The sequence below is a fragment of the Arthrobacter sp. Soil764 genome (genome assembly GCF_001428075.1).
Taxonomy (GTDB): domain Bacteria; phylum Actinomycetota; class Actinomycetes; order Actinomycetales; family Micrococcaceae; genus Arthrobacter.
The window spans coordinates 26,281-52,976 of record NZ_LMSI01000001.1 but is presented as its reverse complement, the minus strand read 5'-3'; the positions used below and the strand labels follow the sequence as shown (position 1 = coordinate 52,976).

Below are 26,696 nucleotides of genomic sequence, written 5' to 3'. Positions count from 1 at the left end.
GGCAAGGCGCCAGCGCCGAGGGCAGGGCATACCCCCGGCAGGGCAGAATGGAAGCATGTACCTGCTGCTCGCCGCCCACCCACACGGCGCGGCGCTCCAGGAACTGACCCAGGCGGGCCACGCCCAGCCGGCCAACCCTGAACCCCGCACCGTGGCACTCAGCGGCCTTGCCGCCGTCGTACGCGATCTGGAAGCCCGGCGCCCGGGCGGCCAACCGCCCCGCTGGATCTGGCACCGGACCGAGGACTGGTACCCCGCGCTGCTGGCATCAGGGGTGGAGGTGGAACGCTGCTACGATCTCACCCTTTGCGGCACCATCCTGGCCTTCTCCCAGTTCAGCGCCCACACTGACTATGCCCGGAACACGGACAGGGCACCGGTGGAAGATCCAGTGCTTCCGCCAAAGGCACTGAAGCCACCACGTCCCCCTGCGGACCAAGGGGCCCTGTTCGACAACCCCGCCGCGGCGCCGGCACCCGGCTGGACGCTTGAGGAGCTCCGGGCCGAATACGCCGCCCAGCAGGCTGCGCTGGCCGCTGTGGGCACCGCGGAAAACCGTCGGAACCGCCTCCAGCTCCTGCTCGCCGCCGAGTCTGCGGCCGCCATCGTGGCTGCCGAGATGCAGCATGCCGGCGTCCCATGGCGCGAGGACCTGCACGAACAGATACTGGCCAGCCACCTGGGTCCCCGCCCGCCCGTGGGCCAGCGACCGGTGAAGCTGGACGCGCTGGCTGCGGAACTGCGCGCCCTGCTCAACTCACCCGGGCTGAACCCGGATTCCCCCCAGGACCTGATGCGTGCCCTGCACCGCAACGGGATCGAGGTCAAAAGCACGCGGAAGTGGGAGCTCAGGGAGTCCAGCCATCCGGCCATCGAGCCGCTGCTGGAGTACAAGAAGCTTTCCCGCCTCCACGCCGCGAACGGCTGGGCCTGGCTTGATGCCTGGGTGGACGGCGGGAGGTTCCGCCCGGAGTACGTGGTGGGCGGCGTGGTGTCGGGTCGCTGGGCATCCCGCGGCGGCGGTGCGCTGCAGATCCCCCGGCAGGTCCGCGGCGCGGTGCACGCCGACCCCGGCCACAAGCTCATCGTTGCCGATGCCTCTCAGCTGGAACCGCGCGTCCTGGGCGCCCTCGCGCAGGACTCGGCCATGGCTGAGGCGGCGCGGGACCAGGACCTGTATGCCGGGATCGCCGCCAAGGGCTTTGGCGGGGACCGGGCCAAGGCGAAGATGGCCCTGCTGGGGGCCATGTACGGGGCCACTTCCGGCGAGGCAGGCCGCCTGATGCCGCAGCTGGCCCGCATCTATCCGCGCGCGGTGGATTTTGTGGAACGCGCGGCACGGGCCGGTGAGGCGGGCGGGACGGTGACCACCAGGCTGGGCCGCAGCAGTCCTCCGCCCTCGCAGCAGTGGTTCCTGAGCCAGCGCTCGTCCACGGCGGAGGAGCAGCGGCGGGCAGAGTCGATTGCCCGGTCCCGCGGGCGCTTCACCCGGAACTTCGTGGTCCAGGGCTCGGCAGCGGACTGGGCGGCCTGCTGGCTGGCAGAATTACGACGGCGGCTGCGCGCCTTGCGGACGGCAGGAACCGGTGGCAGCGGCGGGGGTGTGCGGGCCGAGCTTGCCTTCTTCCTGCATGACGAGGTGATGGTGCATGCGCCGGCGGACGGCGTCGGCGCCTGCATCGCGGCCATCGAGGAATCAGCGAAGGCTGCGAAGGAGCTGCTGTTCGGCCCCATCCCTGTGGAGTTCCCGGTGAGCATGGCCGTGGTCGACTCCTACGACCTCGCTAAATAGCGGGGCGGGGGCCAGCCATGCTTGCCTGCAACAATGCGAAGTACCCTTGGCGACGCAAAAGTAACCTACCCGGTGGTAGCTATACTCCCCCGGTGACGGACGTTACAGTCGAAGCGACGACTGAAGCAGACCGGTCCACACGCTGATGCAACGACGCATACCAGGGAGGTCCCCGTCCATGGCGGGAAGATTTGAAATACACCGTGCAGGCGACGAGTCGTACCGGTTGCGGCTCACCGATGCCGAGGGCAACATCGTTGCGGTGTCACCAACCTTCAAATCCCTCAGCATGCTCCGCGACGGGATCAAGGCCATGCGCGAGAATGCCGCCACCGGCATCGTGGTGGATTTGCGCCAGCAGCAGGCCTGAAAATTAGACCCCTATCGGGTGCAGCCTGGTGCGGTCCCACGGAACAGACCAGCCGAGCTGGTCGAAGAGGCCGCTCAGCACGATCCCCGTGAAACCCCACACCACCACGCCGTTGACCGTGAAGGCAGGGCTGTCGAACGTACGGCCTGCCCGGTGGACGGTGGCCATGACCCTGTTGTCCGGGTCCAGGAGGTCCCTGACCGGGACGCGGAATACCTGTGCGGACTCGCCGTAATCAACCACCCGGACTGGCGACGGCGAATGCCACCACCCGAGCACAGGCGTCACCAGGAAGTTGCTGTGGGCCAGGCCCAGGTCCTGGAGCGTGCCCAGGACTTCCACCCCGCCTGAGTCCAGTCCGGTTTCCTCCTCGGCTTCCCGGAGCGCAGCGGCCACGGGTGTCTCGCCCCGGTCGATGCTGCCGCCGGGAAACGCCACCTGCCCCGGATGGGACCCCAGGGTATGGGCGCGCTCCAGGAGCAGGACGTCCAGGTCCGCGGGCGCCAGCGGCTTACCGGAGGCGGCCGGGACGTCGTCCAGCACGCCGAAGAGCATCAGGACGGCGGCCCTGCGGGCACGCTCGGCGTCCACGGTCAGCGCTGCCCAGCGCGGATCGGGCGGGCCGGCCGTTCCGGATGCCGCCCGCCGGACCAGGCCGGCCAGGTCTTCGCGTGCGCTCACGGAGCCCTCGTCTGGGAAGCCATCCGAATCTCCGCGGCCCGGTGCTGTTCGGACAGGTACTGCTCCAGCAGCGCCTCGCTGCCGGGTGCAAGTTCATATTTCAGCAGCTTGGCCGCTTTGACGGGATCGGTCTCCCCCAGCCCGTAACTGGGGCACCAGTTGGCCACGGGACAGGCCCCGCAGGCCGGCTTCCGGGCGTGGCAGACGCGGCGGCCGTGGAAGATGACCCGGTGGGACAGCATGGTCCAGTCCCTGCGCTCAAACAGCTCCGCCACGTCCTGTTCGATCTGCACCGGGTCCTCGGACTGGGTCCAGCCAAACCGCTTCGCGAGCCGGGCGAAATGCGTGTCCACGGAGATGCCCGGAATGCCGAAGGCGTTGGCGAGCACCACGTTGGCGGTCTTGCGGCCCACCCCGGGCAAGGTGACCAGATCCTCCATCCGCCCCGGGACTTCACCATCAAAGTCGTCCACCAGGCGCGTACACAGCGCACGGACGTTACTCGCCTTGGCGCGGAAGAACCCGGTGGGCTTGAGAATGGTTTCCAGCTCCGTGGGGTCCGCCTCCGCCAGCGCCCGGGCGTTGGGCCAGCGCGCAAACAGCACTTTGGTGACCTGGTTGACCGTGACGTCGGTGGTCTGGGCGGACAACACGGTGGCCACCAGCAGCTCGAACGGGTTGCGGAAGTCCAGTTCCGCGTGGGCATACGGATATTTTTCGGCGAGGGCCCGGTGGATACGCCGTGCCCGCCGCTTCAGCGCCAGGACGGATTCGGACGAGACCAGGGGCATGCCCGCGGCCTGCCCGGTCTTGCTGCGGGGCCCTGCCACCGGCGTCAGCCGCGCTCGATGTTGCTGAGGTCGCGCAGGACGCCCAGCCGCCCGTCGGTGTGCTGGACCAGGAATTCGTGACCCCGGTCCTCAAGTGCCAGCACCCATCCGCCTGGTTCGATCACGAACGCAGGCGCGCCCGTCCGCGGGTCATAGGCCGTGCGGTGCTGGGCGACGGCGAACCAGAACGCCTCATGGATCGGCTGCCCGTCAGCTTCATCGTGGCGGATGGACGGATCCACCGTTGCCCCGATCGGCTGCTCCGCCCGGACCTGCTGGTGCACGGCGGTGGCGGCCGGCGGTTCCCATGCCGCCTGTGGAGCGCCGGCTGCAGGGGCTGCCGCGTGCTGCGTCTCCTCCGCTGCCGGGGTTGGGCCAGGGCGGACGACGTCGGCTGCCTGGGTGGGCGGGCCGGCGTCGGCATGCGGCGTGCCGGCTTCCTGGTCGGAGACTTCGGGAGCCGTTGATACGGGCGCGGTTGGCGCGGAAACTGAGGGGGTCGCTCCCGCTCCCGCTCCCGCTCCCGCTCCCGCCGGGACGGTGCCGGCCCCGGCAGCTGCCGCGCCGGTTCCCGCACTGGCAGCTCCCGCGCCGGCGGCTCCTGCGCCGGGGGTTCCCGCCGCGGCGGCTCCCGCAGTGGCACCCCGGGGATTCGTCACGGGGACGGCAGCGGTAGCGGGCATGTGAGCGGAACGCGCCGGCTCATGGCTGGGGCTGGAAGATCCCGGCTGGACTGCGGAGGAACCTGCACCGGCGCCACCGAACAGGGCGCCGCCCTTGAAGCCGCCCTTTGACTGGTTGGAGCCGGACTGGTTGGAGCCGGACCCGGGCTTGGGAGCTTTGGGGGTCCGCGGCTTCCGGGCCGGAACCGCGGCCTCACGTGCCACGATGTGGGCCGGCGATTCCGGCCGGTCCTTGAAGTCCGCCGAAAGGTACGGCAGGAAGCGGCCCAACACGGTGGCGGCGAAGAGGATGAGCGCGCCGATCAGGCCCACCAGCAGGCTGGTGGCGTACCCGCCTGCAACCGACAGGAAGAAGAAGGCAAGGGCGAAGGAGGCCACCACGGAGGCGAACTGGTCGATCGAGAGCGAACCCACCCGGATCCTGGTGGCGGGTGCCAGGCGGCGGGCGGCGAACAGTGCGCTGGCAATCAGCGGCAGGATGATGCCCAGTCCCAGGAAGAACAGGTTGTTCAGGTTCCACAGGTTGTACCTGGCGCCGAAGAGGGGAAGCAGGGATGCGACGAACAGAACCAGGGTGGCGGCGAAGACGGCCAGGTCCCGCACGGTGAACGGTCCAAGCACGGCCTGGTTGGCGTTCGGGTCGATCTTTGCGGAGGCGGCCTTCTGCCCTGCAGACTGCCCCTTGGCGTCGTTGCCGGCCGGTGTCGCGTGCCCTGGTCCTCCCAGGGCGGATCCGGATCCTCCGGTTTCCGCCTTGGTGTCCGGGCCCGTTCGCTGGCCGTAGCTCTGCTGGTTCATTCTGCTCTCCTTAGCGTGGCGGCACCGGGACCGGTCCGGACCCGAAAACTGTGCCGTCTTGACATGCGGTCCGGGCCCGGCAAGGCACTGTGTGCACCCCGCCGGCGCGGTCCGAAGTGAAGTCACAATTCCATCTCAGCCTAGTCAACGGCCAAGCCGATCACTAGCTGGAGCAGGTCTCCACGGGTGCCGGGCGAGTCATGCAGACGCCATTCACCGCATAAAAAATGCCGCTCGCGGTGGTGCATGTGACGCCGCACACAGCCGATGCGCGGGAAGCATTAGGCTTGATTGCGGAACAGCTCTTTGCGGTATGCCGCCCCGACTGAAGCCCAGTGCCGTGCGAACGGCGGGCCATGCGGTGGCGGCGTCCCGCGCGGCGAAGATCGATGAATGATGAGGTTCACATGTCCCAGGACACCCCCAGCTCCACGGCCACCGTTCCGTCCGCTTCGGCCCAGCCGGAAGGACAGGAAGGCCATCAGGGCGACGCCTTCGAGAACCTGCTCAATGAGACCCGGGCTTTCCCGCCCTCCGCTGAATTCGCTGCCGACGCCGTTGTCACCGCAGCCGAGTACGACGAGGCGAATGCGGACCGGCCGGCCTTCTGGGCCAAGAAGGCACGGGAACTGCTGACCTGGAGCAAGGACTTCACGCAGGCCTTGGACTGGTCGGACCCGCCGTTCGCCAAGTGGTTCGTGGGAGGTGAGCTCAACGCTGCCTACAATGCCCTGGACCGGCATGTCGAGGCCGGCAAAGGCGACCGCGTGGCCATTTACTTCGAGGGCGAGCCCGGCGACACCCGCACCTACACGTACGCCCAACTGACCGAAGAAGTGAAGAAGGCCGCCAACGCTTTCGAGTCCCTGGGCGTGGCCAAGGGTGATCGGGTTGCCGTATACCTGCCCATGATCCCGGAAGCCGTCATCACCTTGCTGGCCTGCGCACGGATCGGCGCGGTCCACTCCGTCGTCTTCGGCGGGTTCTCCGCCGACGCACTCCGGTCACGGATCGATGACGCCGAAGCCAAGCTCGTTGTCACTGCCGACGGCACCTACCGCCGCGGCAAGCCCAGCCCGCTGAAGCCGGCCGTTGACGATGCCCTGGCCCACGACGGCCACACGGTACAGAACGTGGTGGTGGTCAAGCGCAACGGCCAGGACGTGGACTGGACGGAAGGCCGTGACCACTGGTGGGCGGACACGGTGGAGGCCGCCTCCGCCGAGCACACTGCCGTGGGCCACGATTCGGAGCACCCCCTGTACATCCTGTACACCTCGGGCACCACCGGGAAGCCCAAGGGCATCCTGCACACCACCGGCGGCTACCTCACCCAGACCGCCTACACCCACAGGGCTGTCTTTGACCTGCATCCGGAAACGGACGTGTACTGGTGCACGGCCGACGTCGGCTGGGTCACCGGCCATTCCTACGTCGCCTACGCGCCGCTCATCAACGGGGCAACGCAGGTCATGTACGAAGGCACCCCGGACTCCCCGCACCAGGGCCGCTGGTGGGAGATCGTGGAAAAGTACAAGGTTTCCATCCTCTACACCGCCCCCACCGCCATCCGCACCTTCATGAAGTGGGGCGCGGAAATCCCGGCGAAGTACGACCTCTCCTCCCTGCGGGTGCTGGGTTCGGTGGGCGAGCCCATCAACCCCGAGGCCTGGATGTGGTACCGCAAGGTGATCGGCGGCGACAAGGCACCCATCGTGGACACCTGGTGGCAGACCGAAACCGGCGCGCAGATGATCGCCCCGCTCCCCGGCGTCACCGCCACCAAGCCCGGTTCGGCGCAGGTTCCGCTGCCCGGCATTGCTGTGGACGTAGTGGATGAGATGGGCGAATCGGTCCCCAACGGCCACGGCGGCTTCCTGGTCATCCGCGAACCGTGGCCGGCTATGCTGCGCGGCATCTGGGGTGACCCGCAGCGGTTCAAGGACACCTACTGGTCCCGCTTCGAAAACATGTACTTCGCCGGCGACGGGGCCAAGAAGGACGAAGACGGCGACATCTGGCTGCTGGGCCGCGTGGACGATGTCATGAACGTCTCCGGACACCGGCTCTCCACCACCGAAATCGAATCCGCCCTGGTCTCCCACCCCGCCGTGGCGGAGGCTGCCGTCGTGGGCGCCACGGACGAAACCACCGGGCAGGCCGTGGTGGCGTTCGTCATCCTCCGTGGCGATGCGGTGAACAACGGTGACGCCACCGTCCAGGAACTGCGCAACCATGTGGGCAAGGAGATCGGGCCCATCGCCAAGCCCAAGAACATCCTGGTGGTGCCGGAGCTGCCCAAGACCCGGTCCGGCAAGATCATGCGCCGACTTCTCAAGGACGTGGCCGAGGGCCGCGATCCGGGTGACGCCACCACGTTGTCCGATCCCACGATCATGCAGCAGATTGCCCAGTCGCTCAGAAAGTAACAGTGGCTTAGCATCTCTCCCCGGACCACTGAATGGCCCCGTTTCCCGCGTCATCGCGGGAAAGCGGGGCCATTCCTGCGTTGTGACGATTCAAACGACGCCAGTGGTGAAACTGTTATTTAAAGTTCTTCCATGTTCGCTTTTGCAAGATTATAGTCAGCATATGTGAGGTGCCTCACACCGGCTATTTTTCAAGGGAGAGAACATGGCTTCAAAGTTCGATGCGTCGGCAACTGCATTTCCAAGCAGACGGACCATCCTCAAGACAGTCGGCGTGGGGGCTGCCGGCCTGGCCGGCATCCCGTTCCTGGCAGCATGTACCGGCGGCAGCGGACCGTCGGCAACCGGCTCCGATTCCTCCGGACTGACGTTTGGTTCAGGTTCTTCGGATGATGTTCCCAAGCGTGCGTACCAGGCCGTCACGGATGCCTTCACGGCAAAGACCGGCAAGAAGGTCACCACCAACGTTGTGCCCCACAACGATTTCCAGAACAAGATCAATTCGTACCTGCAGGGTTCACCGGATGATGCCTTCACCTGGTTCGCCGGCTACCGCATGCAGTACTACGCGGGGAAGGGACTGCTCGCGCCCATTGACGACGTCTGGCAGACCATTGGCGGCAACTACTCCGATGCGCTGAAGAAAGCCTCCACCGGTCCGGACGGCAAAATGTATTTCGTGCCCAACTACAACTACCCGTGGGGATTCTTCTACCGGAAGAGCCTGTGGGCAGAAAAGGGCTACCAAGTCCCCGAAACCTTTGATGCGCTGAAGTCGCTCGCCGCCAAAATGAAGGCCGACGGCATCATTCCCATCGGCTTTGCGGACAAGGACGGCTGGCCGGCCATGGGGACGTTCGACTACCTGAACATGCGGCTGAACGGCTACCAGTTCCACGTGGACCTCTGCGCCCACAAGGAATCCTGGGACCAGCAGAAGGTCAGTGCCGTCTTTGACACCTGGAAGGCGCTCCTGCCGTTCCAGGACCCCGCGGCGCTTGGCCAGACCTGGCAGGACGCCGCCAAAGCCCTGGAAGCGAAGAAGACCGGCATGTACCTCCTTGGTTCCTTCGTCACCCAGCAGTTCACCGACCCCGCGGTACTGGACGACATCGATTTCTTCGCCTTCCCGGAAATCGCGATGGAAGGGCGGGACGCGGTGGAGGCACCCATCGACGGCCTGCTGCTCTCGAAAAAGGGCGGCGAGAACAAGGCCGCCCGGGACTTCCTGGCGTTCCTCGGCACGCCCGAGGCCCAGGACGCTTATGCCAAGGTGGACAACTCGAACATCGCAACGGCCAAGGGTGCGGACACCTCAAAGTTCACGCCGCTCAACAAGAAGTGCGCGGACACCATCAAGGGCGCCAAGTACATCAGCCAGTTCTTTGACCGCGACGCGTTGCCGGCCATGGCCAACAACGTGATGATCCCTGCCCTGCAGAGCTTCATCAAGGACGGCAGCGTCGATGTCAAGAACCTTGAGGCGCAGGCCAAAACCCTTTACGCAGCGCAGTAATTGAACACAGCGCAGTAGTCCCGTCAAAGGCAGGACGACGGCGGCAGGAGACTTCCGCCGTCGTCCTTCCCCACCTGCACCAGGCCCCAGCTAGGGAAAGATTTCCATGAGCAGCACTGCACAAGAACTGATCCCGCCGGAAGCGCGGGAACCCGCCGGCTCCCGGCCCGCCAAAAGCGGCCGTGTCCGCCGTTTGTCCGGGCGGGACAAACTGGTCCTGTCCCTGATGGTGGGCATCCCCACCCTGATCGAACTGGCCCTCGTTTGGCTGCCCACGCTGATGTCCGTGGGACTCAGCTTCACCCGCTGGAACGGGCTGGACCTGGCGGACATCCGTCCGGCGGGAGGCGAAAACTACCAATTCATCTCCCAGGACTACCCGCCGTTCTGGCCCGCGGTCCAGCACAACCTGCTGTGGCTCCTGTTCCTGGCACTGATCGCCACGCCGCTGGGCCTGTTGCTGGCCGTGCTCCTGGACCAGAACATCCGCGGCAGCAAGATCTACCAAAGCATCTTCTTCGCCCCCGTCATGCTGTCCCTCGCCCTGATCGGCATCATCTGGCAGCTGTTCTACCAGCGGGACAACGGGCTCCTGAATTTCCTCCTGGGCACGGCCGGCACACCGAAGGCAGTGGACTGGTTCGGAGACTCGTCGGTCAACATGTGGGCGGCAATGATCGCCGCCACCTGGCGGCATGCCGGCTACGTCATGCTGCTGTACCTGGCCGGCCTGAAGGGCGTGGACCCGAGCCTGAAGGAAGCTGCGGCCATCGACGGCGCCAGCGCCGTCCAGACCTTCTTCCGTGTGGTCTTCCCGGCCATGCGCCCCATCAACATCGTCATCGTGGTGATCACCATCATCGAGTCCCTCCGCGCCTTCGACGTCGTCTACGTCATCAACCGCGGCACCAACGGCCTGGAAATGCTCAGTGCCCTGGTGATCCAGAACCTGGTGGGCGAGGGCCAGGTGATCGGCGTCGGATCTGCCCTGGCGGTGGTGCTGCTGGTCATCTCGCTTGTTCCCATCGTCTTCTACCTCAGCCGCACCTTCGGCAAGGAGAACCAAGCATGAGCATTGCCGCTGCCCGCGCCGCCGGGAACGCCACCGCCAACCAGTCCCGCTCCGGCAGCCGGCCCAAACGCCATTACGGGACACACATCTTCCTTGCGGCCATGGCCGTCATGTGGCTGGTTCCGTTGGGCTGGGCCCTCTTCACCGCGCTCCGGCCGGTGGCCTCCACCAACGAGCATGGCTACTTCAGCGTGGCCGGGGAGTTCAACTTCGACAACTTCGTCCAGGCCTGGACCCAGGGCGGGTTCGCCACCTATTTTTGGAACTCGGTCATCATCACTGTCCCCTCCGTCCTGCTGACGCTGTTCCTTGCCTCCCTGATGGCGTTCGCCGTCAGCCGGGTGAACTGGAAATTCAACATCACCCTGCTGATCATGTTCACCGCCGGCAACCTGCTGCCCCCGCAGGTCCTGGCGGCACCCCTGTTCGAGATGGCCAAACACCTGGAGGTGCCCTATTCGTTCAGCGACTCCGGCAACCTGCTCAATACCTACATCGTGGTGATCGCCATCCACATCGGGTTCCAAATGGGGTTCTGCACCTTCGTGCTCTCCAACTACATGAAGGCACTCTCCGCAGACCTGACCGAGGCTGCGCTGGTGGACGGCGCGGGCATCTGGCGGCAGTACCGGGAGATCATCATGCCCTTGTGCAGGCCCGCGTTCGCCGCGTTGGCCACGCTTGAGGTCATCTTCATCTACAACGACTACTTCTGGCCGCTCCTCTTCATCCAGAGCGGCAACCGGCTCCCCATCACCACCGCGATCAACAACCTGCAGGGACAGTTCCTGAGCAACTACAACCTCCTTGCCGCGGGAGCGGTCATCACCGTCATTCCCACCCTGGTCATCTACCTGCTCCTGCAACGGCAGTTTGTTGCGGGCCTGACACTTGGTTCCAGCAAGGGGTAGGTAAAGATGGACTGTGACGGGGACACTGCTCCCCCAACCTCCGCCCGAAAGGAACACCATGCTCCCCGCTGCTCGACACCAGGCCATCGTGGACACAGTCCAGCGGGAACGGGTTGTCCGCGTGTCAGACCTGGCCCAGCAGCTGGGCGTATCCCTCATGACCGTCCGGCGGGACATCGAACTGCTGGAGGAAGCCGGCCGGCTTGAACGGATCCACGGCGGCGCCAAGCTTCCGGGGGACGCCAGCACCCATGAACCCGGCTTCGAACTGAAGTCCACACAGCTGACCTCGGAGAAGCGTGCCATTGCCGTTGAAGCGGCTGCGCTGGTCCAGGAGGGGATGGCCGTTGGCCTGAGCGCCGGAACCACCACCTGGGCGCTCGCCAAAGAACTTGTTAACGGGCCGCCCATCACCGTGGTCACCAACTCGGTGCGCATCGCGGACTTGTTCCACCATGCCGCGGCCGCAGGCCGGACCCACTACAGCTCCACGGTGATCCTCATCGGCGGCCAGCGGACGCCGTCGGACGCCCTGGTGGGCCCCATCGCCACCAGCGCCCTGAAGCAGCTGCACCTGGACCTGCTGTTCCTGGGCGTCCACGGCATGGACGCGGTGGCCGGCTTCACCACCCCCAACCTGCTCGAGGCGGAAACGAACCGTGCCTTTGTGGCTGCCGCGCGCAAAACAGTGGTGCTGGCGGACCACACCAAATGGGGTGTCCTTGGCATCAGTTCCATTGCGTCGCTGGACGAAGTGGATGAGGTGATCAGCGATCCGGGGCTGGGTTCGGAAGCCCAGCGTGTCCTGCAGGAGAAGGTGGGCAAGCTCCGGCTCGCTGCTGCCTAGGGGCAGCCGCAGGACTGCCGGACCTGCAGTTCGGCGGGGAAGATCAGGTGCTCGGATGCACTGCCGCGGTGTGCCCCGATCAGGGCGCTGACGGCGGCCTCCGCCATGGCCTTTGCCGGTTGCTTCACTGTGGTGAGGGGAGGCCAGCTGTATTCCGCTTCAGCTGAACCGTCAAAGGATGCCAGGGCGATGTCCTCCGGAATGGACAGCCCCGCTTCATGGAGGGCCCGGAGGATCCCCACTGCCTGCAGGTCGGAGGTGGCAAAAATGGCGGTGGGGCGGTCCGCGGCGGCCAGGAGCCGCTTGCCCGCCGCGTACCCGCCCTCCCGGGTGAAGGGGGCGCGGACAATGGGACCCTCCGGCAGGCCCGCCTCGGCCAGGGCCTGCAGCCAGCCCTCCTCGCGGCCGTCATAGTAGTTGCCGGTGTTGGTACCCATGGCGAGGGCGATGTTGGTGTGCCCGTGGCCGATCAGGTGTTTGACAGCCGATTTTGCCCCGGCCACCAGGTCCACCCCCACGCTGCTGAATCCTGGCGCATCGCCGCTGTGGTTCAGCAGGACAACAGGAATCTCCGCAGAATCAAGTTCCGGCAAGGCAGGTTCCATCAAAACGCTGGAAAGGATCACCCCGTCCACCTGCCGCGCAGCAAGGTTGCGGACGTTCCGGAGTTCCTTCGCCAGGTTTCCGTCCGAATTGGTTAGCACCAGGGCGTAGCCCAGTTCAGCGGCGGCATCTTCCACCGCATGGGCCAGCAGCGAGAAGAACGGGTTGCTGTTGTCCGGGATGACCAGGCCTATTGTTTCGCTGGACCCCAGCTTCAGGGCCCGTGCGGCAGCATTGGGACGGTACCCCAGCCGGCGGATGGCGTCCTGGACTTTCGCCTCCGTGGCCGGGGCTACCTTTTTGGGTCCGCCATTGACCACATAGCTGACGACGGCGGTGCTGACGCCGGCATAGCGCGCAACATCCTTGCGCGTCACCGGTCCCCGGGGCGCCGGAACAGTCGAAGTGGCCATGGAGTACATGCTAGCTACCAGTGGACGGGGCGTCGCCAAAGTCGCGGATGGGAAGCCGCGCGCCGTTTTGCAGGGCGGACTGGTGGGCCACGATGCCCGGAAGGGTGTAGCGGGCAGCAACCCAGGCATTCACGGGCGGCAGGGTGCCGTTGTTGACCGCGGTGACGAAGTCGTCCACAAGGAAGTGGTGGCTGCCTTCATGCCCATTGGGTGCACCGCGAAACTCCTCGGGAAGCCTTTCCGCATTATGGACGGGTGCGAGCCCGGAGACGAAGGCATCGCGAAGCTCGGGGGCCACGTTGGCCAGTGAGGGGTCGTCCAGGGACATGCTGGGCCGGGTTTCCATTTGCTCCGAGATGTCATGGACGTTTTGCTTGTCCTGCCACACGGTGACCTTGGCGAGCTGCTCGAAGCTTGCCTCAGTACCAAAGAAGCGGAAGCGGGATTCGCGGATGTGGGAGGGGTAGCCTACGCGGCGCATCTCATTGGTGCGCATCACGCCGCCGTCGTTCAGCTCGAAGAGTGCGGTGGCGTTGGAGAAGTCGTTGCCGAACATGCTGACGTCGCGGTCGAAGACGCCGTCGTTCCGGTCATCCCGAACCCCTACACAGCTGACGCTGACCGCGTGCGACGGGACGGCGCCCAGCACTCCACCGATCGCGTGCGTGGGGTACAGCATGGGCGGGTAACTGGCTGTCTCTTTCCAGCGGTCGCCGCCGCTGTACTGGTAGGCATCGTAAAACCCCAGGTCCATGTCGTGAACGTAATCGCCCTCGGAGTAAAAGATCCGGCCGAACCTGCCGGCCTCCTGCTGCTCGCGGGCATACACCGTGGCCGGGTTGTAGTAGCTGGTCTCGCCCATCATGTACACCATGCCGGTGTCACGGACGGCCTCGATGATGCGGGCGATTTCCTCTTCGGAAACCGCCATGGGGACAGCCGAGTAGACGTGTTTGCCTGCCCGCAGCGCCCGTTCCACCAGCGGCCCGTGGGTCCAGCGCTGGGTAAAGATGGCAACGGCGTCAACGTCCGAGGCGAGAAGTTCTTCGAAGTCCGCCTTGGTGCCCGCCAGGTGGTACCGCTCCACGGCTTGGGCAGCACGCTCCGGCCGCTCGTCCACCACATAGACGTCGCTGACGCCGGGGTGGAGGTTGAACAGGTGCGCGAACTGGCCGCCGAACTGACCGGCTCCTACTACGCCGATTGAAAACGTCATTGTCTACCTTTCCTGGACGGTGGAAGCACTCAGGCAAGCGCTGTCCATCAGTGAACCCAGTGTTCCACTCGCTTCTACTCGAGTCAACAGGCCGATTACGTGGAAAGTCCTTTTTGTGACTGATTAAAACTCACCCTTGCGGCCCCTAATCTACTCGTGTAGATTGCTTTCGAAGTTGTTACCCCCGTCACAGTCAGGAAAGGGTCGAAGATGACCACCCTTGCCAAACGCTCAAGATCTCTTTCACCGGCACCGGACAAACCCAAGCGCAACGGCGGTCTCCGCCAGCTCGGTGACCTCAAGATAGCCCTGCTTTTCATCGCACCGGCCATGATCGGCTTCATCGTCTTCTACGTCGTGCCCACCGTCCGCGGCGTGTACCTGAGCTTCACCGAATACAGCATCCTGGGCGACCCCGAGTGGGTGGGCATGGAAAACTACACGGCCATCGCCAAGGATCCCCTCTTCTGGAACTCCCTGGCCGTCACAGGACAGTACGTCTTCCTGAACATCGTCCTGCAGACCGCACTGGCCCTGGGGCTGGCCCTCCTGATGCACCAGGTAGCCAAATCCACCATCATTCGGGGCACCCTGTTGCTGCCGTACCTGATGTCCAACGTGATCGCCGCGCTGCTGTGGTTCTGGATGCTCGACTACCAGATCGGCGTGGTGAACCAGTTCATCGAGTGGGCGGGACTTCCCCGGGTGGCCTTCTTCGGCAGTGAAGCGTGGGCCATCCCCACCCAGGCCCTGATCAACACCTGGCGGCATATGGGCTACACGGCGCTGCTGATCTTCGCCGGCCTGCAGGCCATCCCCGGCCACGTATACGAGGTAGCGAAACTGGACGGCGCGTCAGCCTCCCAGACCTTCCGGAAAATCACCATTCCGCTGCTTCGCCCGGTCCTGGTCCTGGTGCTGGTGGTGACCGTGATCGGTTCCTTCCAGGTCTTCGACACCGTTGCCGTCACGTCGGGAGGCGGCCCGGTCAACGCCACCCGCGTCATCCAGTACTACATCTACCAGCGCGCATTCACCGAGTCGGACTTCGGCTACGGATCCGCCATCGCCGTCATTCTCTTCCTCATCCTCGCCCTGGTGGCCTTCATCCAGATGAAGTTCCTCAAGGGCAACGAGTCGGACCTGGACTAAGGAATCCTCCATGACCACCACTGCAAGCCGCGCGCCGCTGCCGGCCGCAACCAGCCGCCGTCGTACTTTCAACCCCCGCCGCGCCGCCGCCTGGGCCCTCCTGGTCCTCGCTATCGCCGTCTCGGTCCTGCCCTTCCTCTGGGTCCTTCGGACGGCGCTGTCCACCAACAACGCGCTGGCCACCAATGCCACCAGCCTGTTGCCGGCCGAGTTCAGCTTCGGCGCCTTCAAACGCGTCTTCGGGCTCCAGACGGCTGCCGAGGCTGTGGCAGAAGGCGGTTCCGGAGCGCAGATCGACTTCTGGCTCTACCTGCGGAACTCCATCATCTTCTCCTCGATCACTACCGCCGGGGCAGTGTTCTTCAGCGCGATGGCCGCCTACGCTTTCGCCCGGCTGCGCTGGAAGGGCCGGAACGCCGTCTTCAGCCTCTTCCTCGGCACCATGCTGGTCCCGCCGATCTTCACGGCACTGCCCAACTTCCTGCTGATCAAGAACCTGGACCTGCTCAACACGATGCTCGGCATGGTCCTGCCGTACCTCTTTATGACCCCCTTCGCCATCTTCTTCCTGCGGCAGTTCTTCCTGAACATGTCCCGCGAGGTGGAAGAGGCAGCAATGCTCGACGGCGCCAAGCACCTGAGGATCTTTTTCCAGATCGTCCTGCCCAACGCCGCAGCCCCCATTGCCACCCTTGCCCTGCTCACCTTCATCGGCCAGTGGAACGAATACTTCTGGCCGCTGCTGGTGGGCTCCCAGGACGACGTCCGGGTGCTGCAGGTTGGCCTGGGCGTCTTCAAGTCCCAATCACCGCAGGGCGCACCGGACTGGTCCGGGCTCATGGCCGCCACCCTGATCTCCGCCCTGCCGGTGCTGATCCTCTTCGCCGCCTTTGGCAAGAAGATCGTCAACTCCATCGGCTTCTCCGGCATCAAGTAACCACCTGCAACCCTTCCACCCCACCCCTGAACGGAAAGTAGAACCATGAAGAAATCACTCGGCGCCGTCGCCGTTGCCGCCGCTGTGGCGCTCTCCCTGTCCGCCTGCAGTGGATCCTCCTCCTCCGCCGAGGCGTCCAAGGGCGAGATCAACTACTGGCTTTGGGACGCCAACCAGCTCCCCGCGTACCAGCAGTGCGCTGACGACTTCAGCAAGGCCAACCCGGACATCAAGGTCAAGATCACCCAGCGCGGGTGGGACGACTACTGGAGCACCCTGACCAACGGCTTCGTGGGCGGCACCGCTCCGGACGTGTTCACCAACCACCTGGGACGCTACGGCGAACTGGCCGAGAAAAAGCAGCTGCTGGCCATCGATGACGCCGTCAAGAAGGACAACATCGACCTGACCGCGTACAACGAAGGCCTCGCCGATCTCTGGGTAGGCCAGGACGGCAAGCGCTACGGCCTGCCCAAGGACTGGGACACCATTGGCCTCTTCTACAACAAGGCGATGCTCGCCAGCGCGGGCATCACCGAGGACCAGATGAAGAACCTCACGTGGAACCCCGAAGACGGCGGCACCTACGAAAAGGTCATCGCCCACCTCACTGTGGACAAGAGCGGCAAGCGCGGCGACGAGCCCGGCTTCGACAAGAACAATGTGGCCGTGTACGGACTGGGCTTGAACGGCGGCGGCGACTCCTCCGGCCAGACCGAGTGGAGCTACCTCACCAACACCACCGGATGGTCCCACACGGACAAGAACCCGTGGGGCACGCACTACAACTACGACGACCCCAAGTTCCAGGAGAGTATGGGATGGTTCGCCGGGCTGGCTGACAAGGGCTACATGCCCAAGCTGGAGACCACTGTGGGCGCAGCCATGGCTGACACCTTCGCCGCCGGCAAGTCGGCCATCAACGCGCACGGCTCCTGGATGATCGGCCAGTACACCGGCTACAAGGGCGTCGAAGTGGGCATCGCCCCCACCCCGGTCGGCCCCAAGGGCGAGCGCGCCTCGATGTTCAATGGCCTGGCCGATTCCATCTGGGCGGGAACAAAGAAGAAGGACGCATCCATCAAGTGGGTGGAGTACCTTGCCTCCGCTGACTGCCAGGATGTTGTAGCCTCCAAGGCCGTGGTCTTCCCGGCGCTCAAGGCATCCTCGGACAAGGCTGCCGCGGCATTCGCCGCGAAGGGCGTGGACGTCACAGCCTTCACTGAGCACGTCAAGAACAAGACCACGTTCCTGTACCCCATCACGGACAACACCGCCAAGGTCAAGGGCATCATGGAGCCCGCCATGGACGCGGTGGTTTCGGGCAAGGCGCCGGCGAGCTCCCTCACCCAGGCCAACGAACAGGTCAACGCCCTCTTCAAGTAGGCCCCATTCGTGGCTGCGTATGTGGTCGCAGCCACCGGCTGGATGCCGCCGTTCCCTCCTCGCGGCGGCGGCATCCGGCAGGCCCTTCCCCTTGCTTTCCTCCCGTGCGTAACTTAAGGCGCACCCCTTGACACTGAAAGAGATCCCATGGACCCCCTCCACCTCCGTTCCGCCGGCACCAGCCTGGTGATCAGTTTCGACAGCGGGGAGGCCGAAGTCATCCACTGGGGTGCGGATCTTGGCAGCACCCTCCCGGACCTCGCCATCCTTGGCGGGCCCGTGGGGCATTCCTCCGCCGATGCCCGCGTCCCTGCCGGCCTCCTGCCCCAGGCGTCCTCCAGCTGGCGCGGCCGCCCGGGCCTCCGCGGGCACCGCATTGCCGACGGTATCTCCGGACTCGACTTCTCCCCGCGCCTGCGCACTGTGGCAGCTCGGGCCGAGGGCACCACGGCAGTCATCACCCACGCTGACGCTGAGGCCGGCCTCACCGTTGAATCAACCCTGATACTGCACGACGGCGGCCTGCTGGAACTGCGGCACACCCTCACCAACCACGGCACCACCCCTTACCAGCTGGATGAACTGGCCACCATTCTCCCGGTGGCGCCCGACGCCGTCGAACTCCTCGACCTGACCGGCCGCTGGTGCCGGGAAAACCACCCGCAGCGCCGCGCCATCCAGCAGGGCACGTGGGTCCGGACCGGCAGGCATGGCCGCACCGGGCACGACTCGTCCCTCCTGCTTGCCGCCGGCACCCCTGGTTTCGGCAATCGCCACGGAAAAGTCTGGGCCACCCACCTGGCGTGGAGCGGCAACCACGAACAGTTCACCGACACCATCGGCGACGGCCGGACCATGATCGGGGGTTCGGAGCTGCTGGGCCCAGCCGAAGTCATGCTTCAGCCGCAGGACAGCTACACCACCCCGGCCCTGTTCGCCGCGTACTCGGACCGCGGGCTGGATGGCATCAGCGAGGCGTTCTACACCTGGTTCCGGTCACGGCCCCACCACGTGCTCCCGGCCGCCGGGGGCGGCAAGCCGCGCCCCGTGGTGCTGAACACCTGGGAAGCGGTCTACTTCGACCACAACCTCCCCACCCTGATCGAACTCGCGGATTCCGCTGCGGACCTCGGCGTGGAACGTTTTGTGCTCGATGACGGCTGGTTCCGCGGGCGGCGCGACGACCACGCCGGACTCGGCGACTGGTACGTGGATGAGACGCTCTGGCCGGACGGGCTGACGCCGCTGATCGACGCCGTCACCTCCCGCGGGATGGAATTCGGCCTCTGGGTGGAACCTGAAATGGTCAACCTCAATTCAGACATTGCCCGCGCGCACCCGGAATGGATCGTGGGCCCGGCAGCGCAGTCCCACAAGAACGGCGGCCGCCTGCCACTGGAGTGGCGGAACCAGCACGTGATCGACCTGGTGAACCCCGACGCCTGGCAGTACATTTTCGACCGCATCGACGCCCTGCTGCGCGAAAACAGGATCAGCTACCTGAAGTGGGACCAGAACCGGGACCAGGTGGAGCACGGGCACGCCGGCCGCGCGTCCGTCCACGAACAGACCCTGGCCGCCTACCGGCTGTTCGACGAGCTCAGGAAGGCACATCCCGGCGTCGAAATTGAAAGCTGCTCCTCCGGCGGCGGCCGGGTGGACCTGGGGATCCTGGAGCGGACGGACCGGATCTGGGCCTCGGACTGCAACGACGCCCTGGAACGCCAGAGCATCCAGCGCTGGACCGGGCTGGTGGTTCCGCCGGAGCTGGTGGGCGGACACGTTGGCCCCACCACCTCGCACACCACAGCCCGCACCCACGATCTGTCCTTCCGCGCCATCACGGCGTTGTTCGGGCACTTCGGCATGGAGTGGGACGTCCGCCAGGTCACCGGCGCCGAGCGCGACGAACTCAAGCGGTTTATCGGCCTGTACAAGGAGCACCGGGACCTGATCCACAGCGGCCGGATGGTCCGTGCCGATGTTCCGGACGAGTCCTTGATGCTGCACGGTGCGGTCGCCGGCACGGCACCTGAGGCTGGTACGACGGCGGCCCTGTTCGCCTTGGTCAGCACCCGCACGGCCTTCGCCGAGCAGCCCGGCAAGGTGGCCATTCCCGGCCTTGAGCAGGCGCGTGACTACCGGGTGGAGGCGGTCTTCCCGGCCCCGGGTGACGCGGACTACCGCCACAACTTCACCCAGGTCCAGCCGCCGGCCTGGCTGGCGGACGGCGCCGTGGCCAACGGCCGCTTCCTGGCGGAAGTGGGGCTGCCCATGCCCATCCTGAACCCCGAGCACGCGCTGCTGCTGCGGTTCACCGCGCTCTAGTCCTCCGCAAGCCCAAGGCTGCCCCGCCGTCCCGTGCTTTTCGAGCACTGGGGCGGCGGGGCAGCCTTCGCTCCATACAAGGAAAAACTCAATGCGAATTCTGGTTACTGGTGGTACCGGCTACATCGGTTCCCACACTGTTCTTTCCCTGCAGGAAGCCGGCCACGACGTGGTCGTCATTGACAACCTGGTCAACTCCAGCGAGGAATCGATGCGGCGCGTGGCCGAACTCAGCGGCAAGGCCGCAGAGTTCCACCACGTTGACCTGGTGGATGAGGCCGCCGTGGAGAAGGTCTTTGCTGGCAGCGGCATCGAGGCCGTCATCCACTTCGCCGGGCTCAAGGCCGTGGGGGAATCGGTGCAGGAGCCGTTGAAGTACTACTACAACAACCTGGTGGGCACCCTGAACCTGATCCGGGTCATGGACCGGCACGACGTCCGCTCCATCGTGTTCAGCTCCTCAGCCACCGTCTACGGCGAACACAACCCCATCCCCTNCACCCTGAACCTGATCCGGGTCATGGACCGGCACGACGTCCGCTCCATCGTGTTCAGCTCCTCAGCCACCGTCTACGGCGAACACAACCCCATCCCCTATGTGGAAAAGATGGAGATCGGCGCCAACAACCCCTATGGGCGCACCAAGGAACAGATCGAAGACATCCTCTCCGACCTCGGCGCCGCCGACTCCCGCTGGCACATCGCACTGCTGCGCTACTTCAACCCCGTGGGCGCACACCCCTCGGGCCGGATCGGCGAAGACCCCCAGGGCATCCCCAACAACCTCGTTCCGTTCATCGCCCAGGTGGCAGTGGGCCGCCGCGAGAAGCTCATGGTCTTCGGCGGCGACTACGACACCCCGGACGGCACCTGCCTGCGCGACTACATCCATGTGGTGGACCTGGCCGAAGGGCACGTTGCGGCGCTGGACGCGTGTGCCGCTGGAACCTTGGCTCCGGCAGGGGCTCCTCCGTCCTGGAGGTCCTGCGCTCCTTCGAAAAGGCAGTGGGCAAGCCCATCCCCTACGAGATCACCGGCCGACGCGCGGGGGACCTTCCCGCCTTCTGGGCCGACGCCACCTCTGCGCTGGCAGACCTGGGCTGGTCCACCACCAAAACGGTGGACCAGATGTGCGAGGACCACTGGCGCTGGCAAAAGAACAACCCCAACGGCTACAAGAACTAGGAAATGGCCAGAGGCATGACCAGCCTTCACAAGGATCCGCCCGGTTCTTTGCTGGTCCAGACCGGACGTGGCACATCCGCAGCGAGCATCAGGGATGTGGCGGCGGCCGCAAGGGTTTCCACTGCCACCGTTTCACGTGCCCTGCGTGGACTACCGCGGGTGTCAGTTGCCACCCGCCGGAAGGTTGAGGCCGCCGCCCTGGAGCTCGGATATGTTGCTTCGGCCGCAGCTTCGGAACTGGCCAGGGCCCGGAACGGCCCCGCCACGGTGTGCACCCACGTTCACGGGTTAACGGCCTCCGCCGTGGCATGCCCTGATGCCCACAGGGCTGAAGGTGTGCGAAGTGATGCCGGTTCGGCCGCAGGCATCGTGACCAGGATGCCGGCATACCCAGCAGCAGCGCCGGAAGCACTATCGGGCGTAAGAATGCACGCCCCGAACTACCCGGGCGATAGATTGGCAACCATGACTGAAGCCACCTCCACTGACGAAGCCGGCCGCGGCACCATCCTGGTCATCAATGGCCCCAACCTGAACTTGCTGGGCACCCGTGAGCCCGAGAAATACGGCACCTCAACCCTTGCCGACGTGGAGCAGCTGGCTGCGGCCGCCGGGAAGAACCACGGATTCGCGGTGGAGTGCGTCCAGTCCAACCATGAAGGCGTCCTGCTGGACACCATCCACGCCGCCCGGCAGAACGCCGTCGGGATTGTCCTCAACGCCGGCGCCTTCACGCACACGTCCGTGGCACTTCGTGACGCCCTGGCGGCTGTGCAGCTGCCCGCCGTCGAGGTTCACATCACCAACGTGCACCAGCGGGAGGAATTCCGGCACCACTCCTACCTGTCGCCGGTCTGCGCCGCGGTGATTGTTGGCGCCGGAGTGTTCGGCTACAAGCTGGCCATCGACTACCTCGCCGAGGTCCTTTAGCCGCAGGCCGCTATTTCTGGATGCACTGCCCGGAAGAAACGGGAGTGGACAGCGCCGGCGCCTGCTCTGCCACGGGGTCAAGGTCGCTCATGGTGATGGCGAACCCCACCTCGGCATCGGAGGTTGCCTTGGCGAAGACCACGCCGGCCACCTGGCCGTCGGTGGTGAGCAGCGGGCCGCCCGAGTTTCCCGGCTGCACATCGCCGGCCAGGCGGTAGATGTCCTCCGGCGAGGGGTTGTTTCCATAGATGTCCGGGACCAGGACCGTGGCGATGTCCTGCACCGTGGCGGGCTTGGACTGGAAAGGTCCGCCGTGCGGATATCCGGCAAATGCGGCCTGGCTGCCGCCGGGAAGGTCGCGGCTCAGCGGCAACGGCCGGGACGGCAGACTGTCCACGGCAAGGACCGCCAGGTCCCGCTTGGTATCGAAGTAGACCACGCGCCCTGGCATCGCACCGCCGTCGGGCATCTCCACCACCGGCTGCGACACACCCGCAACCACGTGTGCGTTGGTCACCACGCGGTCCTGGGAAACCACGAAGCCGCTGCCGGTCTGGTTCTGTCCGCATTCGTACGCCGTGCCGGCGATCCTGAGGACGGACTGTGCCGCTTTGTTAAGCGCGGGCGTATTGGTGCTGGTGTTGGGTACCTGGACTGCCTGGCCCTGGTCCAGGCCTTCGATCAGCGTAGGGATACCGTTGCCGATCACCGTGGAGCGCAGCTGCGCCATGGTGGCCTTCACGGGAGTGGGGGTGAGCCCGTCGATAAAGCGGATCACCTTGGACTCGGCCAGCTGCTGGGACACCACCGGCACGCCGAGGGAGCTGACACTGAAGGCCAGCATGGACATCACCAGAGCCGAGACCACCAGGTTCAGCGCACCGCCCACCAGCCGGTCCACCGCGCGCAGCGGCCGGATCCGCACCACGCCGCGTAGCTGGCGCCCCACCATGGTGCCCAGCCCATGCCCCAGGGCCATCAGGAAGAAGGCGGCAGCAATGATGGCGGTGAGCCTCCATCCGGAGTCCTCGACAAAGGTGCTGACGAGGGGGACGGCAAAGAAGGCGGCAATGGCGCCCGCAGCAAAACCGGCAAGGCCACCTGCGGTGACCAGGAACCCGTTGCGAAGGCCGTAGATCAGGTATGACAGCAGCGCCAGGATCAGGACGATGTCCAGGACAGTCAGGCCGACCACAAAGGCTCCTTATTAACAGTTGAATCCCCATTCTAGTGGCGCACACTGACAAACTTCCGCGGCCTGCCCCGCCGTCCGGCAAACCCGCGTTCAACTGCCTGCAGGCGTTTCGGCTGCCAAGTTCGTCACAGAACGTTGAAAATTCTGAAACAATGGCACAAGCCGCCACAGCCGATACTTTTACTCAGGAGATTTCATGGACATCGAGGTACTGCGCCGAGCACCCCTTTTCGCCACGCTCGACGACGACGCATTCCGCCTTCTGACGGATGAGCTGACCGAGGTGGACCTGTCCCGCGGCGCGTCCGTGTTCCGCGAAGGTGACCAGGGTGACCAGCTGTACTTCATCGTCTCCGGCAAGGTGAAGCTCGGACGCACCTCCCCCGACGGCCGCGAATCGCTCCTGGCCATCCTGGGCCCCGGTGAGCTCTTCGGCGAGATGGCGCTGTTCGATCCCAGCCCCCGAACGGCCACCGCCACCGCGGTGTCCGAAACCCGGCTTGCCGGGCTCAAGAACGAGAGCCTGAACACCCTGCTGCGCACGCGCCCCGAGGTGTCGGCCCAGCTGCTGCAGGCCCTGGCCCGCCGCCTCCGCCGCACTAACGACTCCCTCTCCGACCTCGTCTTCTCCGACGTCCCCGGCCGTGTGGCCAAGGCGCTGCTGGACCTGGCGGACCGATTCGGCCGGCCCGCCACCGATGGCGTCCTGGTGGCACACGAGCTGACCCAGGAAGAACTGGCGCAGCTGGTGGGCGCCTCCCGCGAGACGGTCAACAAGGCCCTGGCGGAGTTCGTCCAGCGCGGCTGGCTCCGGCTCGAAGCCCGCGCCGTGGTCATCCTGGACATGCAGCGGCTCCGCCAGCGCTCCCGCTAAACCCCCACGAAAAAGGCCGCCCCGAGGGGCGGCCTTTTCTGTGCCTGGGAGTGGGTCAGTTCTTGACCACGTCCAGTTCGACGACGGCCCACGACAAGGCGGGGAGGCTGAGACGGAGCTCGGACCCGTTTGCCTTGGCTCCCTGGAGCGGCTTGAGGCCCACGCGGTCCGGGTTCTCCTGGTTGTTGATGGTGAAGCGGTCACCGCCCTCGGGAATTTCGAGTACCTCGGCCCTGACCACCCGCTGCGCATCGAAGCCACGCAGGCTGACCTCCACCTCCGCGGCCTCCTCCAGCCCGCGGTTGGCCAGGAACAGGGCCACCCGGCCTGTTTCCTCGTTCCAGGTGGCGCTGACATCCACCAGGTCCGTGTCGCCGAACCGGGCGTTGTCATATTTGTCCGAGTCCACGGACAGCCGCAGGATCCGGCCCTTCGCCAGTTCGGCCATGCGTGCGAAGGGGTGGAAGATGGTCTGGCGCCAGGCAGGGCCATTCTCCTCGCTGAAGATGGGGGCAATGACGTTGACCAGCTGTGCCTGGTTGGCGATCTTGACCCTGTCCCCGTGGCGGAGCAGCGAGTTGAGCAACGTACCGACGACGACGGCGTCCGTCACGTTGTACTTGTCCTCGATGACCCGGGGGTGCTCGCGCCACCCGGCCTTGGAGACGTTGTGCGGCTGGTCCTCGGTATCCAGGCCCCGCTGGTACCAAACGTTCCACTCGTCGAAGGACAAATTAATGTGCTTCTTGTGTTTGCCCTTGGCCCGGACGGCGTCAGCAGTGGCGATGACTGATTCGATGAAGTAGTCCGTGTCCACTGCGCTGGCGAGGAAGCTGCCAACGTCGCCGTCGCGCTCCTGGTAGTAGGCGTGCAGCGAGACGTAGTCCACTTGGTCGTATGCCTGGGTCAGGACCGTCTGCTCCCATGCACCGAAGGTGGGCATTCCGGAATTCGAGCTTCCGCAGGCCACCAGTTCGATGTCCGGGTCCACGAATCTCATGGCCTTGGCCGCTTCCTGGGCCAGCCGGCCGTACTCTTCGGCCGTCTTGTGGCCGATCTGCCACGGACCGTCCATCTCGTTGCCAAGGCACCACAGTTTGATGTTGAACGGATCCTTGTGGCCGTTCTTTGCCCGCAGGTCGGACAGGCGGGTGCCGCCGGGGTGGTTGGCGTATTCGACAATGGCACGGGCAGCGTCCACTCCCCTGGTGCCGAGGTTGATTGCTTCCATGATTTCGGTGCCGGCCTGCCGGGACCAATCCACGAATTCGTGGAGGCCGAAGGCGTTGGTCTCCAGCGTGTGCCAGGCGCCGTCCAGCCTGCGCGGCCGGTCTTCGCGGGGGCCGATCCCGTCCTCCCAGTCGTAGCCGGAGACGAAGTTGCCGCCCGGATAGCGGATGACGGTGGCGCCGAGCTCCTTGACGAGCTTCAGGACGTCCTGGCGGAAGCCGTTGTCGTCAGCCTCCGGGTGGCCGGGTTCGTAAATACCGGTGTAGACGCAGCGGCCCATGTGTTCGACGAATGAGCCAAACAGCCGGCGGGGCACGTCGGCGATGGTGAAGTCGCGGTCGAGGGTGATCCTGGCGCGGGACATGTGCAAATCTCCTTGGGTGTGCTCGGGGTCTGTGATGTAGAAGCGAAGGTGGGAATCAGGTGCCGGCGAGTCCCGTCGTCGCAACGCCCTTGATGATCTGGCGCTGGAAGAACAGGAACACCAGAATCAGCGGCAGGGCTGCAAGCAGGGCCGATGCCATGTTCTGGGCGTACTGGATGCCGTACGCACTCTTGATGGTCTGCAGCCCCACGGGGAGGGTCAGGATGGAGCCGTCGTTGGTGGCGATGAACGGCCAGAGGAAGTTGTTCCAGGCGCCGATGAAAACAAAGATCGCGACGGCGGCCAGGATGGGACGGGACAGCGGCAGGACCACCTGGAGGAAGATCCGCATCCGGCTGGCGCCGTCCATCACAGCGGCTTCCTCGAGTTCGCGGGGAATCTGGTCGAAGAACTTCTTGAGCACGAACACCATGGCGGGGTGGATGACCTGCGGCAGGATGATGGCCCACGACGTATCGATCATGTGCAGCGCCACCATTTGGTAGAACAGCGGAATGATCAGGACCGGCGGCGGGATGATGATGGACGCAATGATCACCACCATGAGGACCTTCTTGCCGCGGAAATCGATCCGGGACAGGGCGTAGGCCACCAGTGCGGAGATCACCAGGGTGATAGCCGTGATGGCCGCCGAGGTGTAGAGGGAATTCCAGGTCCACAGCGGGATGTTGCCGTCCTGGAACACCTTGACGAACGCGTCGGCGGTGAAGCCCGACGGCGGGATCCAGCTGATCTTCGGAGCGGCGGCGTCCGTCTCACTCTTGAAAGCCGTAACGGTTGCCCAGGCGAAAGGCACCAGCCAAAGGACGGCCAGCAGAGCGGCGACTGCCAGGACTGCGGCCCGCCCGGGGGTCATCCTGCTGCCGGTCCTGCGGCTGGCGGACGGCCTGGCAGTGGAGGTGGCGGGGCGGGTGAGAATTTCGGTTGCCATGG

Annotated in this window: 21 protein-coding genes and 3 pseudogenes; 16 read left to right on the top strand and 8 right to left on the bottom strand. The window is 65.5% G+C overall.

All coding sequences use genetic code 11. The annotated features are described in order from the left end of the window. Positions 1-55: 55 nt before the first annotated feature. Both ASG86_RS00225 and ASG86_RS00220 read left to right on the top strand, forming a co-directional pair. Positions 56-1,792, top strand: coding sequence for a bifunctional 3'-5' exonuclease/DNA polymerase (locus tag ASG86_RS00225; RefSeq protein ID WP_056328596.1), 1,737 nt, complete (start codon positions 56-58; stop codon positions 1,790-1,792). Between the two features lie 178 nt (positions 1,793-1,970). After that, entirely contained in the window at positions 1,971-2,162 is a 192-nt protein-coding gene (locus ASG86_RS00220; RefSeq protein ID WP_082566611.1) for a YegP family protein, read from the top strand. A 3-nt stretch (positions 2,163-2,165) separates the two neighbouring features. On the opposite strand, the gene ASG86_RS00215 is transcribed toward ASG86_RS00220, so the two are convergent. From ASG86_RS00215 to ASG86_RS00205, 3 genes are read right to left on the bottom strand one after another with little or no spacing between them, the layout of a single operon-like run. Continuing rightward, a complete protein-coding gene (locus tag ASG86_RS00215; RefSeq protein ID WP_056328592.1) occupies positions 2,166-2,843 on the bottom strand; it encodes an NUDIX hydrolase in 678 nt (225 codons plus the stop codon). Then, entirely contained in the window at positions 2,840-3,634 is a 795-nt protein-coding gene (gene nth, locus ASG86_RS00210) for an endonuclease III (protein WP_056328589.1), read from the bottom strand. The genes ASG86_RS00215 and nth overlap by 4 nt, the downstream gene beginning before the upstream one ends. A gap of 44 nt (positions 3,635-3,678) precedes the next feature. Then, positions 3,679-5,154, bottom strand: coding sequence for a hypothetical protein (locus tag ASG86_RS00205; RefSeq protein ID WP_056328586.1), 1,476 nt, complete (start codon positions 5,152-5,154; stop codon positions 3,679-3,681). A 407-nt stretch (positions 5,155-5,561) separates the two neighbouring features. On the opposite strand from ASG86_RS00205, the gene acs reads away from it, so the two are divergent. The 5 genes from acs to ASG86_RS00180 all read left to right on the top strand — a co-directional run bounded on the left by acs (position 5,562) and on the right by ASG86_RS00180 (position 11,929). After that, positions 5,562-7,583, top strand: a complete 2,022-nt coding sequence (gene acs, locus ASG86_RS00200; RefSeq protein ID WP_056328584.1) for an acetate--CoA ligase — start codon at positions 5,562-5,564, stop codon at positions 7,581-7,583. A gap of 205 nt (positions 7,584-7,788) precedes the next feature. Continuing rightward, on the top strand, positions 7,789-9,099 hold the full coding sequence (locus ASG86_RS00195; protein ID WP_056328580.1) for an ABC transporter substrate-binding protein: 1,311 nt from the start codon (positions 7,789-7,791) through the stop codon (positions 9,097-9,099). A 106-nt stretch (positions 9,100-9,205) separates the two neighbouring features. Then, on the top strand, positions 9,206-10,171 hold the full coding sequence (locus ASG86_RS00190; protein WP_056328577.1) for a carbohydrate ABC transporter permease: 966 nt from the start codon (positions 9,206-9,208) through the stop codon (positions 10,169-10,171). Beyond that, positions 10,168-11,082 carry a carbohydrate ABC transporter permease gene (locus ASG86_RS00185; protein ID WP_056328574.1) on the top strand — a complete coding sequence of 305 codons (915 nt, stop codon included), beginning with the start codon at positions 10,168-10,170 and terminating at the stop codon, positions 11,080-11,082. The genes ASG86_RS00190 and ASG86_RS00185 overlap by 4 nt, the downstream gene beginning before the upstream one ends. A 58-nt stretch (positions 11,083-11,140) precedes the next feature. Further along, positions 11,141-11,929 (top strand): DeoR/GlpR family DNA-binding transcription regulator, encoded by a 789-nt coding sequence (locus ASG86_RS00180; RefSeq protein ID WP_056328572.1) that lies wholly within the window; start codon positions 11,141-11,143, stop codon positions 11,927-11,929. Here the strand turns inward: ASG86_RS00180 and ASG86_RS00175 are convergent. Together ASG86_RS00175 and ASG86_RS00170 are read right to left on the bottom strand one after the other, a co-directional pair. Beyond that, entirely contained in the window at positions 11,926-12,954 is a 1,029-nt protein-coding gene (locus ASG86_RS00175; protein WP_156386075.1) for a LacI family DNA-binding transcriptional regulator, read from the bottom strand. The genes ASG86_RS00180 and ASG86_RS00175 overlap by 4 nt on opposite strands. Before the next feature lies 1 nt (position 12,955). Next, positions 12,956-14,161, bottom strand: a complete 1,206-nt coding sequence (locus tag ASG86_RS00170) for a Gfo/Idh/MocA family protein (RefSeq protein WP_056328570.1) — start codon at positions 14,159-14,161, stop codon at positions 12,956-12,958. A 210-nt stretch (positions 14,162-14,371) separates the two neighbouring features. Between ASG86_RS00170 and ASG86_RS00165 the strand changes: the two genes are divergently transcribed. From ASG86_RS00165 to aroQ, 8 genes and pseudogenes are all read left to right on the top strand, one after another. Beyond that, entirely contained in the window at positions 14,372-15,313 is a 942-nt protein-coding gene (locus tag ASG86_RS00165) for a carbohydrate ABC transporter permease (protein WP_056328568.1), read from the top strand. 10 nt (positions 15,314-15,323) lie between these two features. Next, positions 15,324-16,250 (top strand): carbohydrate ABC transporter permease, encoded by a 927-nt coding sequence (locus ASG86_RS00160; RefSeq protein ID WP_056328565.1) that lies wholly within the window; start codon positions 15,324-15,326, stop codon positions 16,248-16,250. 45 nt (positions 16,251-16,295) lie between these two features. After that, entirely contained in the window at positions 16,296-17,636 is a 1,341-nt protein-coding gene (locus ASG86_RS00155; RefSeq protein WP_056328563.1) for an ABC transporter substrate-binding protein, read from the top strand. Between the two features lie 147 nt (positions 17,637-17,783). Further along, positions 17,784-19,964: an alpha-galactosidase gene (locus ASG86_RS00150; RefSeq protein ID WP_056328560.1), complete on the top strand. Its 2,181-nt coding sequence runs from the start codon at positions 17,784-17,786 to the stop codon at positions 19,962-19,964. 91 nt (positions 19,965-20,055) lie between these two features. After that, positions 20,056-20,461 (top strand): annotated as a pseudogene (locus tag ASG86_RS20860) (SDR family NAD(P)-dependent oxidoreductase); the annotation flags it as partial. Position 20,462: 1 nt separating this feature from the next. Then, positions 20,463-21,149: pseudogene (gene galE, locus ASG86_RS20855) on the top strand (UDP-glucose 4-epimerase GalE); the annotation flags it as partial. A 3-nt stretch (positions 21,150-21,152) separates the two neighbouring features. Beyond that, positions 21,153-21,353 (top strand): annotated as a pseudogene (locus ASG86_RS21165) (LacI family DNA-binding transcriptional regulator); the annotation flags it as partial. Positions 21,354-21,614: 261 nt separating this feature from the next. After that, positions 21,615-22,079: a type II 3-dehydroquinate dehydratase gene (aroQ, locus tag ASG86_RS20850; protein ID WP_056328556.1), complete on the top strand. Its 465-nt coding sequence runs from the start codon at positions 21,615-21,617 to the stop codon at positions 22,077-22,079. A 10-nt stretch (positions 22,080-22,089) separates the two neighbouring features. Here aroQ and ASG86_RS00130 read toward each other — a convergent pair whose 3' ends face one another. Further along, complete coding sequence (locus ASG86_RS00130) at positions 22,090-23,274, bottom strand: MarP family serine protease (protein ID WP_056328552.1); 1,185 nt, start codon at positions 23,272-23,274, stop codon at positions 22,090-22,092. Between the two features lie 196 nt (positions 23,275-23,470). Here ASG86_RS00130 and ASG86_RS00125 point away from each other — a divergent pair, with 196 nt between their 5' ends. Then, positions 23,471-24,148, top strand: coding sequence for a Crp/Fnr family transcriptional regulator (locus ASG86_RS00125; RefSeq protein ID WP_013602309.1), 678 nt, complete (start codon positions 23,471-23,473; stop codon positions 24,146-24,148). A 55-nt stretch (positions 24,149-24,203) separates the two neighbouring features. On the opposite strand, the gene arfA is transcribed toward ASG86_RS00125, so the two are convergent. Both arfA and ASG86_RS00115 read right to left on the bottom strand, forming a co-directional pair. After that, positions 24,204-25,742, bottom strand: coding sequence for an arabinosylfuranosidase ArfA (gene arfA / locus ASG86_RS00120; protein ID WP_056328549.1), 1,539 nt, complete (start codon positions 25,740-25,742; stop codon positions 24,204-24,206). 55 nt (positions 25,743-25,797) lie between these two features. Beyond that, positions 25,798-26,694 (bottom strand): carbohydrate ABC transporter permease, encoded by an 897-nt coding sequence (locus ASG86_RS00115; protein ID WP_056328547.1) that lies wholly within the window; start codon positions 26,692-26,694, stop codon positions 25,798-25,800. Positions 26,695-26,696: the final 2 nt, after the last annotated feature.